Here is a 10,550-nt window from a genome sequence, read left to right on the forward strand (position 1 = left end):
CAGGGGAGGTTTGAGAAAGGGAAAAGCGCGTGACCGATCGCAGCACAAAGCCGGACTATGTCCTCCTGGCGACCGTCGGCTCGCTGGTAGCCTTCGGTCTCGTGATGGTTTATAGTGCCAGCTTCATCGAGGCGTTTGTCCTCCACAAAAACCAGTATTTCTACCTCTTACGACAGTTGGTCGGGGCAGTCATCGGGACGGTGGGCTTGCTCATCGTGATGCGGATCGACTATAAAGTCTGGCGGAAATACTCGGTTCACATCATGGGAATATGCCTGCTCTTGCTCTTCCTGGTGCTAATTTTGCCGGCTTCGATGACCGAAGTCAATGGGTCACGTTCGTGGATCCGCTTTGGCGAAGGCGGGGTCTTCGGTCTCTTTAGCATTCAGCCAGCCGAACTCGCGAAACTAGCCATCATCATCTACTTTGCCGACTGGCTCTCTCGACGGGGGGAGCATGTCGGCAACGTAAGCTATGGTCTCATCCCGTTCAGTGTCATGCTCGGGCTTGTCTGTGGCCTAGTGATGCTCCAGCCTGACCTGGGCACAGCGGTCATTCTGGTACTGATTGGCGGCGCCGTCTATTTTGCAGCTGGGGCCAATCTCTGGCACCTAGCGGGGGCCATTGGCACAGCAGTTCTAGCCTTCTGGATGCTGGTCGGCGTGATGGGCGTACGCAACTACCGCATTCTGGCCTATTTGGATCCGTGGAAATACTACGACACCTTCGGGTTTCAGCCGATCCACGCGATGTATGCGCTGGGCAACGGCGGCATCTTTGGGCTCGGCCTGGGGCAAGGGCGACAGAAGTTTCAGTGGTTGCCGCAGGCCCACACCGACACAATTTTTGCCATCATCGGCGAAGAGTTGGGGCTGATTGGCACGACGGCCATTCTGATCGCCTTTGCGATGATTGCGTACCGGGGTTATCGCATTGCCGGGCGCGCCCCTGATCCATTTGCCGCCCTGGTAGCCGTAGGCATTACCAGTTGGATCGTTATTCAAGCGATGGTCAACCTTGGCGTCACCACATCGCTCTTGCCTTTTACCGGATTAACCTTACCGTTTCTTTCGTATGGCAGTACGTCTCTCTACACGACCATGATCGGAGTGGGCATTTTGCTCAATATTTCCAAACACATGGTTGCAGGACAGGCTCAGGAGAGTAGTGATGGCCCGTTCACCCGCCGTGGTTCCGCCTTGCGCTTCCTCGACCATCTTACTGTGTGGCGGGGGAACGGGCGGGCACGTCTATCCGGCGCTAGCAGTAGCCGCAGTGCTCGACGACGTTAAAAGAAGCGTCAACCTCGGGCAAGCCCCTGTCTCGCTCGTCTATGTGGGAAGCGAAGGTGGTATGGAGGAACGCATTGTCGCACGGGAAAGTCAGTTGCCGTTTCGGGCCTTGCCCGCCGCAGCGCTACGCGGGCGCAACCCGGTGGCGCTGATGCGCGGGCTAGCCACAATGGTAGCAGGCACCCGCATGGCCCGGCGTTTACTCACCTCGCTTCAGCCACGTGCGATCCTGGGGACAGGCGGGTATGTCTGTGTACCGCTCTTTCTGGCTGCACGCAGCAAGGGTGTACCAACGATGATTTACTTGCCCGATGTGGTGCCTGGTCTGGCGGTAAAGATGCTGTCACGCATCGCGACGCTCACCGCCGTCAACGTCGAAGATGCCCTGCCTCGGCTTGGGCTGCAGGGCAACGACGCACGCGTGCGCGTGACGGGCTACCCTGTCCGCAGCGAATTATTTGGGCAAGATCGGCCAACCTGCGTCAGCCGCTTTGCGCTTGATCCAGCGCTGCCCATCGTGTTAGTCTATGGAGGAAGCCGCGGTGCACGGAGCATCAACCGGGCGATTGCAGCGCTCTTGCGAGCACTGCTCGAGCGGTGCCAACTGATCCATGTATGCGGGCGCGAAGGAGATGAAGTCTGGCTGAAAGAGGCTGCGGCGGCCTTGCCGCAAACCCTCCAGGCCCGCTATCGCCTCTACCCTTATCTCGAAGCAGAGACCGATGGCGCATCCCAACCATCAATGACCGCAGCCTTTGGTGCGGCTGACCTGAGCATCTGTCGGAGTGGCGCTTCGACCCTGGCTGAACTGCCCGCAGCAGCCCTGCCAGCCGTCCTTGTGCCGTATCCGTATGTGCATCAGGATGAGAATGCTGATTACCTGGTGGAACGTGGCGCGGCAGTCAAAGTGGCTGATGCAGCCTTGCTGGGGTCGCATCAACCAGAAGAGGGGCCGCTCTTTGCTGCGGTCACCCGACTGCTCGACAATCCACTTGAACGTCAACGTATGGCCGAGCAGAGTCGGGCCCTGGCCCGTCCAGATGCGGCACGCCACCTGGCTGAAGCAGTGCTCAGCCTGGCCGCAAGGAGTTGTAGCTGATGAATAACGCGACGGCTGCACACCCACTCTTGTTTGAAATGCCGCTGCTCCCTCTCGCGCAGGCGAGCTTTCAGGTCGATCTGGATAGTGCGCGGCTCCTGTTGATTTTGCTGGCCCTGGGGGGGTACTGGGGGTTTCAGCAGGGCTTTCGGAATATGATTACGATCACCCTGTGGACGATTATCGCCTATCTGACAACGGTGCAGGGTGGCAATATTGTGGTTGAAATTCTTAACCGCTTTTGGGTCAACGGGCCGCGACTCGCCGCTTTTGCGCTGGGACGTCCAGTAACTGAAGCTCCGGCGCTAGATGCCCTGATCACGACCGATTTTCAGGTTCCGCTCTTTTTTCGCATCGTGATGTTTACGGTGCTCGTCTTGCTGGGTTTTTTCTTTGATCGTGCGGCAACCTGGCGCGGGGCACCAAGAGAGCCGCTGGCCAAGCCACTCGGGTTCTTTGCCGGGGTGCTTGTGCTGCAACTGTGGACTAACGCGGCGGTTGTGTTCTGGGAAACCTTTCGTGAGCAGGGAGGGACGTTGGGTGGACCAGTGGCTCAGGTGCTCAATACGCTACCAAATGTCAGCAACTTTTTGACTTCGTTGATTGTCATCTTTTTCCTGGTTCTGATGGTGTTGATTGTCTTCAATTTCCCGAAGGTCTGGAAGGGTGATGCGGGCGGCGGCGGCGGCGGCGGCGGCGGGAAGAGATAGCATATGCATTATCATCTGGTAGGAATTGCGGGCACAGGCTTCAGTGCGCTTGCCAATCTATTGCTCGATCAAGGTCACACGGTGAGTGGCTCGGATCGTGTTGCCAATCGTCAGACAGCGGCACTGATCGAACGAGGCGCGACAATCTACCTGGGCCACAGCCCGGCGTATGTGCGAGGGGCCGATGCGCTTGTGGCAACCGCAGCCGTGACGGCTGACCATTGCGAGCTTGAAGCGGCGCGGGCAGCGGGCATGCCCGTGTTGAGCCGGGCTGACTTGTGGCGCGAGTGGTCGGCCCAACGGCGTGTGATCGCCATCGCCGGGACGCACGGCAAAACAACCACCAGTGCCATGGTCGCCGTAGCCCTCAGAGCTGCCGGGGTGCCTGCAGGGTATCTGATCGGGGCGGAAGTGCCTGAGCTTGGCGGCAATGCATTGTGGGGCGACCCTGCCACCCCTCTGGTGATCGAAGCGGATGAGTATGCCCAGGTATTTCTTGCGCTGAGCCCGGACGTGGCCGTGATCACAAATGTCGAATGGGATCACCCCGACTGTTACCCCGATGCCTCCGTCTATCATGAGACGTTTGCCCAGTTTGCGGCGGCGGTCGCCAAGCCGCAGCGCGTCATTCTCTGCGGTGATGATCAAGGGGCGATGAGCCTCGGGTTGCACGAAGCCGCACTGTATGGCATCGAAGAACGGCTCGCAACTGATCCAGTCTCGTGTCGCCTGGCCCCCTTTGATTGGACTGCAAGCGGGGTACAGACGAATAAAGGTGGGGGCGTCACGTTTGATCTCTGGCGCTACGACCGACGCCGGATGGCCCAGCGACGCCTCGGCACGCAGAACTTGCGTCTTTCGGGGCTGCATAATGTACGCAACGCCCTGGCTGCGCTGGCGGTCGTTGCGATGCTCGAGGGCGATCTGGCGGCAGCATCGGCTGCGCTCGCGAACTTTGGGGGAGCGCTACGCCGGTTTGAGCAGAAGGGTGAAGCCTGCGGTGTGCTGGTAATTGACGATTATGCCCATCATCCCACGGCTGTGCAAGCCACACTGTCAACGGCTCGCGCTGCCTATCCGGGGCGACGCCTGATCGCCTATCTTCAGCCGCACACCTTTAGCCGCACGACGGCGCTGAGCAATGTATGGACAACAGCATGTGCGGCAGCCGATATCGTCCTGGTGGGCGATGTCTATGCGGCACGTGAAGAAGGTGACGCGACCGCCGCGTCACAAGAACTGGTAGCACGTATGGCCGCAACCGGCCTTGATGTCCATCCGGTCGGTTCACTCGAACAGGCTCTCGACCACCTCGGTACGCTGGTACAGGCTGGCGATCTGGTTGTAACAATGGGTGCTGGTGATAGTTCGCTTCTCGGCGTACGCCTGCTCGAAAGGTTACGCTACCAGGAAGTTGATTAGGGGAAAATGGGAACCATGCAGGTACCGTCGGGCGTACGTGAAGCTGAACCAATGCAACGTCACACTTCGTGGCGTACGGGTGGAATTGCCCGTTTTTATGCCGAGCCAACTAGTATGCACGAGGCCCAGGCCCTCGCAGACTGGGCACGTGAGATGGAGATGCCGCTGATCTGGGTCGGACGCGGCACCAATCTGCTTGTCCGCGAGGCTGGCTTTCCCGGGTTGATCGCGGCCTATCGTGGTCAGGCCTGGGAGCTTGAAGAAAAGCAGGATGACGATCTCGTTCATCTGCGGATCGAGGCTGGGGCAACGATGACGAGCCTGGTACGCCGCGTTGCCGCGATGGGTCTGGCCGGGCTCGAATGGGCTGAAGGCTTACCGGGCACCGTGGGTGGAGCCGTGGTTGGCAATGCCGGGTGTTACGGCGGCGATATGGCCGGAAGTCTGGTCAGCGCGGAAGTGCTCGGCGAAGCGCTTGAGGTCTGGCCAGTTGAGCAGATGGGCTACGGCTACCGAACGAGTGTCTTGAAGCACGGCGAGGCGGCTGCCGCAGCGGCAAGGCTCACCCAGGACGAACAGAGTTCACGTGAGTGGTGGCCGCAGCCTCCACTGGTAGTGGCCGCAACGTTTCGCCTCTTACGAAGTGATCCGGCTTCACTGCACAGCCGCATGGCCGCCATCGCAATCCAGCGCAAGGCACGCACGCCAGCGGGCAGTTCGTGTGGCAGTGTCTTCAAAAACCCGCCTGGTGATAGTGCCGGTCGCCTGATTGAACAGGTCGGACTGAAAGGCTTTATGCTTGGGGGGGCCATTGTCAGCCCGCTGCACGCCAACTATATCATCAACACCGGCCAAGCAACCGCGACCGACATTCTCAACCTGATTCGCCATGTGCAACAAGAGGTTGAACAACAGACCGGGATCATGCTCGAACTGGAGGTACGGATCATATGAAGAAGCAACGAACGGTAGCCGTCCTCTTTGGCGGACAGAGTGGCGAGCATGAAGTGTCACTGGTCTCGGCCCATGCCGTGATGAAGGCGCTCGACCCAGAAAAATACGACGTGCTGCCAATTGGCATCCGCAAAGACGGACGCTGGCTCGCTGGGCCGGGGGCGCATGCGGCCCTCGTTGCCGAGGCCAACCCGATCATGCTGCCGACGAGCTTTATCAGCGCGTCAGAGAGCGACGTTACGCCAGGTCCGGTTGCGCACCTGACCTCGATGGTTCCGGATAGCGGGATGCCGAGTGTGGCGCGCCTCTTGCCACCAGGGATCGATGTGGTCTTTCCGGTCTTACACGGACCAAAAGGCGAAGACGGCACCATTCAGGGCTTGTTGGAACTGGCGGCCTTGCCGTATGTCGGTTGTGGCGTGGCCGCAAGTGCCGTCGGGATGGACAAAGCCCTAATGAAAGCCGCTTTTGCCGCCGCCGACTTGCCTTTGCTGCCCTGGTTACTGGTACGGCGGCGTGACTTCGACCGTGCGCCGAGCGAAGTCTGCGAGCGCATTGAAGCCGCGCTGGACTATCCAGTCTTTGTCAAACCAGCCAATATGGGCAGTAGTGTCGGGGTGAGCAAAGCAACGAACCGGGCAAGTCTACGAACGGCACTGGTCGAAGCAGGTCGCTATGACCAACGCATCGTGGTGGAACAAGGGATTGCCGCCCGCGAAATCGAGGTAAGCATCCTTGGCAATGAAGACCCGCTTGCCAGCACACCAGGTGAAATTGTCCCTTCAGGCGAGTGGTACGACTACGAGGCCAAATATATTGATGATGCGTCCAAAACGTATATTCCGGCCCCCATCGACCATGCCCAGACGGCGCGGGTTCAAGAACTGGCCATCAAAGCATTTCAGGCGATTGATGGTGCGGGGTTGGCGCGGGTCGACTTCTTGCTCGACAAGCAGAGCGGCGAATTATGGTTGAACGAAGTCAATACGATGCCAGGTTTTACCCCGATCAGTATGTACGCCAAAATGTGGTCGGCTGATGGGCTAGCGTATCCAACCTTGCTTGACCGGCTGATTGAACTGGCGTTAAGCCGGACAAAGGAGTAGCCTTTATGTCGCGAGAGATGGCAACCCGACGTCGTCGCCCCGCTCAACCGGTGCCAGGCCAGCAGGCTACACCGGGGCCGTGGCGTTCGTTACTCACCTGGGTAACGAGCGGGCGCATCGTGGGCCTGCTGCTCTTCGTGGCTGCGACCGCAGGGCTCGGGTATGTCTTTACCAATGCCAGGTTCAGCGTGCAGCAGATCAAGGTAGAAGGCTACCAAGCGCTTGACGCCGAAACGATTGTCGGACTGGCGGGTATTCGTGGGCATTCGATCTGGTTTGTTGACCAGCAGGGTGCGCTGGCCCGCCTCAAAGAGAATGCCTATATCGCCTCGGCCTCACTGACCATAGCATTCCCGGATCAAGCAACGATCCAGATCATCGAACGCCGCCCGGAAGTGCGCTGGCAAGCAGGAGGCATCCAGTATCTGGTTGATGCGAGTGGGAAAGTGCTTGATGCTGCGCAGGAACCGGCAGAAAACGACGTTCTTGTCATCATTGACACATCGCATGCCCAACTGAGTCCGAATGAACATCTCGATCTTGATGCCATTCAACTTGCCCAGGTGCTGGCCCTCCGGCTCCCGATTGAACTAGGCTTCACCCCGGCGCAGATCGGCTGGGATTATGGGTTGGGGGTGTATGTACGCACCACCATTGGCCAAACCATTGTGTTTGGGCCAAGCGAAGAGCTTGAGCGCAAACTAGCGATCCTGACGTTGCTCCTCAATGAACAGACCGAATTTACCTATCTTGATCTCCGTCCTGCAACACCATTTTACCAGTACCGCCCCGAGATGCTCCAAGCACCAGCAACGAGTGAACCAGAGCCATAGCACAAGTGAAAGCGTCAGTCCATCTGGAATCCTGAGCGCATGTGTGAAACGAAACGTTCGATTGGAAGGAAGCTACAACACCCTTTTTGCTGGTTGTTTGCGAGCCAACGAGCGAAAAGACAGAGGCATCTATGCAGCGAACCATTGTCGGAATTGATGTCGGCACAACCAAAGTCTGTACCATTGTGGCCCAGGTAGCCGATGGCGGGCGTCTGAATATTCTGGGTGTTGGCGTAATGCCCAGCAAGGGTCTCGACAAGGGTGTGGTGGTCAACATTGACGATGCCGTCAACGCAATCACGGCCAGTGTCGAGAAAGCCGAGCGTCTGAGTGGCTATCGGATTGGAACGGCTTTTGTCGGAGTCAGTGGGCGGCATATTTCATCCCTCAACAGCCGGGGCGTCGTAGCCGTGCAACGCCCCGATCATGAAATCACCCGCAACGATGTCGCACGGGCAGTTGAGTCAGCCCAGGCCGTCGCGATCCCGACTCAGCGCGAGATTATTCACGTTATTCCGCGGGCGTATGTGCTCGATGGGCACGAAGGCATTCGTGACCCGATTGGGATGAGTGGCTTCCGCCTTGAAGTCGAGACGCACATCGTTACCGGCGAAATGATGGCAATCCAAAATCTGATCAAGAGTGTGCAAAAAACCGGGGTTGAAATAGACGATCTCGTCTTACAACCACTGGCCTCGGGCGAAGCCGTGCTGACCGATGAAGACAAAGATCGCGGCGTCATGCTCGTTGACATTGGAGGAGGAACAACTGATGTTGCCATCTTTGTGCAGGGCGGGGTCTGGCATACCAGTGTCATCTCAGTTGGGGGCAACCATTTCACCAACGACCTAACCTATGTCTTGCACACGCCGCACAATACGGCTGAATACCTGAAGTTGCGCTATGGCAGTGCCATTGCCGGTGAACCGCCCGCAGCAGGTGATGAACAGGATCAGATCGAGATCGAGACCTTGACGGTCGGCGAGCAGCAGAAAATTAGCCGCCACTTGCTCAATCAGATTCTTCAGGCCCGAGCCGAGCAGGTGGTGGAGTTGATATATAACGAGATCCGGCGGAGCGGCTATGAAGGGATGTTGCCAGCGGGGATTGTCCTGACCGGGGGTGCCGCCCAACTGGGCCAATTTGATGAACTGATGCGCGAAATGCTGGGCATGCCCGTCCGCATCGGAACACCGACCGACCTCAGTGGGCTAGCCGACTCACTCGACAGCCCCTCATATGCCACCGGGGTGGGTCTGCTACGCTGGGGCGCACGTCATGGACTGGGGATGTTGGGTCCAACCCATCGCTCAGAAGAGCGGCAGGGATGGGGCAATGTCTACGAGCGCTTCAAGGGTTGGATGCGGGAATTTTTACCATAAAACATGCAATAACGGGGAGGGGAGCTATGGTTGATCGTAACAGTGGGGGCTTTAGCTACGAGGATTTTGCCCAGATCAAGGTCGTGGGCGTCGGTGGTGGTGGTTCGAATGCAATTGATCGGATGATTGCCGACGGCGTGCAGGGGGTTGAGTTCATGACGGTCAACACCGATGTCCAGGCGTTGATGCACTCGCTTGCCCCCGTGCGGATTCGGATTGGTGACAAATTGACCAGGGGCCTCGGTAGTGGTGGCAACCCGGTCATCGGGCAGAAAGCTGCGGAAGAGAACCAGGAAGATGTCTACGAGCAACTCAAAGGGGCCGATATGGTCTTTGTTGCCGCAGGCATGGGCGGCGGCACAGGGACGGGCGCATCGCCGATTATTGCGGGCATTGCCCACGATCTAGGGGCGCTGACCGTCGGGGTGGTGACGCGGCCGTTTACCTTTGAGGGCAACCACCGGCGGAAGATCGGTGAAGCGGGAATCGACCAGTTGCGTCCAGTGGTCGACACGTTGATTGTCATTCCCAACGACCGCCTGTTGCAGACCGCGAGCAAGAATACCACCTTTACGCAGGCGTTCCAGATGGCCGACAATGTGCTGCGCCAGGGTATTCAGGGCATCAGTGACTTGATCACCCAGCGCGGGTTGATCAACGTCGACTTTGCCGACGTCAAGACCATTATGGCGCAACAGGGTTCAGCGCTGATGGCAATGGGCTTTGGCAAAGGTGATAGCCGCATGATTGATGCCGTCAATATGGCGATTGCCAGCCCGCTGCTTGAAGTCAGCATTGATGGGGCCAAAGGTGTGCTCTTCAACGTCACCGGTGGCGAAGATCTGGGCATTCTCGAGGTCTACGAAGCCGCCGACATTGTCGCCAAGCAAGTTGATCCCGATGCCAATATCATTGTTGGTGCCGTCATCGATCCAGCCTACTCACCTGGCGAAGTGAAAGTCACGCTGATTGCAACCGGCTTTGATCTGAGCAAGCCCAACGTGCAGCGTACCCGTTCGTACCCTGGGGCCACAACAAATCCGAATGCGGCCCAACAGCAGCCACAGCAGCGCCCAACCCAGCCGGCCCCGGCCCAGCAGCAGCCACAACAGCCGCGGGTAGCCCCCAACTTCACGAATAGTGAAGACCTGGACATCCCGCCCTTTCTGCGCAACCGTAATCGCAACCGCTAAGCGCATCACTCCCTCCCCAGAGTGATGCGTGGGGTACTGCAAAGCACATGAACGTTAGGGCTGACGCCCTAACGTTCATATGCTTGTACTGACAAAAACGAGATTCGTAGTGGTGTGGGTATCATATTGACAAAAGTTTGAGTTGGGGATACAATTGCGCATCACACGATCATAGATAGTATTGTCTAAAAAACTGCTTTTCAAATTCTATTTCTATCTGTATCTATAACATTCTATCGCTGCTCAGCCTTGTTTGCTGGAGTTGTTCAATGAAGCCACGGCGCTGGTATAGTGGGACTGAAGTTCATCCAGATCCATTTTTCTCATGCTGTCATTGGGTTCTACCAGAAGTGTACTGGAAAGTGACTGCTCAGACGCAAACGCGACAAGGTTCGATGATCAAGCAACCTTCACGTGGGCGCCAAACCGTCAAGTTAGAACGGCGTATCGTCAAGAAACGAGGAGCGATACCGGCTCAGGCACGCCGTATCAATGCGGCCTGAATGATTATAAACAGGATTGCAGGTAGTTTTGGGTGGCTTCGCCACCCAAAACTACC

The 10,550-nt window shown here is 57.9% G+C and carries 9 protein-coding genes; all 9 read left to right on the forward strand.

The window, feature by feature from the left end; translation table 11 throughout:
- Positions 1 to 29 precede the first annotated feature (29 nt).
- The 9 genes from ftsW (at position 30) to ftsZ (ending at position 9,991) form a co-directional block, all read left to right on the forward strand.
- A complete protein-coding gene (gene ftsW / locus A9Q02_RS00840; protein WP_097650440.1) occupies positions 30 to 1,292 on the forward strand; it encodes a putative lipid II flippase FtsW in 1,263 nt (420 codons plus the stop codon).
- Positions 1,189 to 2,391, forward strand: a complete 1,203-nt coding sequence (locus A9Q02_RS00845; protein WP_172450460.1) for a UDP-N-acetylglucosamine--N-acetylmuramyl-(pentapeptide) pyrophosphoryl-undecaprenol N-acetylglucosamine transferase — start codon at positions 1,189 to 1,191, stop codon at positions 2,389 to 2,391. The genes ftsW and A9Q02_RS00845 overlap by 104 nt, the downstream gene beginning before the upstream one ends.
- The gene (locus tag A9Q02_RS00850; protein WP_097650441.1) at positions 2,391 to 3,101 is read left to right on the forward strand and encodes a hypothetical protein; all 711 of its coding nucleotides are present in this window, start codon (positions 2,391 to 2,393) and stop codon (positions 3,099 to 3,101) included. Before A9Q02_RS00845 ends, A9Q02_RS00850 begins: the two co-directional genes overlap by 1 nt.
- 3 nt (positions 3,102 to 3,104) lie before the next feature.
- Positions 3,105 to 4,523, forward strand: a complete 1,419-nt coding sequence (murC, locus tag A9Q02_RS00855) for a UDP-N-acetylmuramate--L-alanine ligase (RefSeq protein WP_097650442.1) — start codon at positions 3,105 to 3,107, stop codon at positions 4,521 to 4,523.
- A gap of 15 nt (positions 4,524 to 4,538) precedes the next feature.
- The gene (murB, locus tag A9Q02_RS00860) at positions 4,539 to 5,477 is read left to right on the forward strand and encodes a UDP-N-acetylmuramate dehydrogenase (protein ID WP_097650459.1); all 939 of its coding nucleotides are present in this window, start codon (positions 4,539 to 4,541) and stop codon (positions 5,475 to 5,477) included.
- Positions 5,474 to 6,583 carry a D-alanine--D-alanine ligase family protein gene (locus tag A9Q02_RS00865; protein ID WP_097650443.1) on the forward strand — a complete coding sequence of 370 codons (1,110 nt, stop codon included), beginning with the start codon at positions 5,474 to 5,476 and terminating at the stop codon, positions 6,581 to 6,583. The genes murB and A9Q02_RS00865 overlap by 4 nt, the downstream gene beginning before the upstream one ends.
- 5 nt (positions 6,584 to 6,588) lie before the next feature.
- Positions 6,589 to 7,416, forward strand: coding sequence for a cell division protein FtsQ/DivIB (locus A9Q02_RS00870; protein ID WP_097650444.1), 828 nt, complete (start codon positions 6,589 to 6,591; stop codon positions 7,414 to 7,416).
- Positions 7,417 to 7,547: 131 nt separating this feature from the next.
- On the forward strand, positions 7,548 to 8,798 hold the full coding sequence (ftsA, locus tag A9Q02_RS00875) for a cell division protein FtsA (RefSeq protein WP_097650445.1): 1,251 nt from the start codon (positions 7,548 to 7,550) through the stop codon (positions 8,796 to 8,798).
- A 26-nt stretch (positions 8,799 to 8,824) separates the two neighbouring features.
- The gene (ftsZ, locus tag A9Q02_RS00880) at positions 8,825 to 9,991 is read left to right on the forward strand and encodes a cell division protein FtsZ (protein WP_097650446.1); all 1,167 of its coding nucleotides are present in this window, start codon (positions 8,825 to 8,827) and stop codon (positions 9,989 to 9,991) included.
- Positions 9,992 to 10,550 lie beyond the last annotated feature (559 nt).

Source organism: Candidatus Chloroploca asiatica, assembly GCF_002532075.1.
Lineage (GTDB): Bacteria > Chloroflexota > Chloroflexia > Chloroflexales > Chloroflexaceae > Chloroploca > Chloroploca asiatica.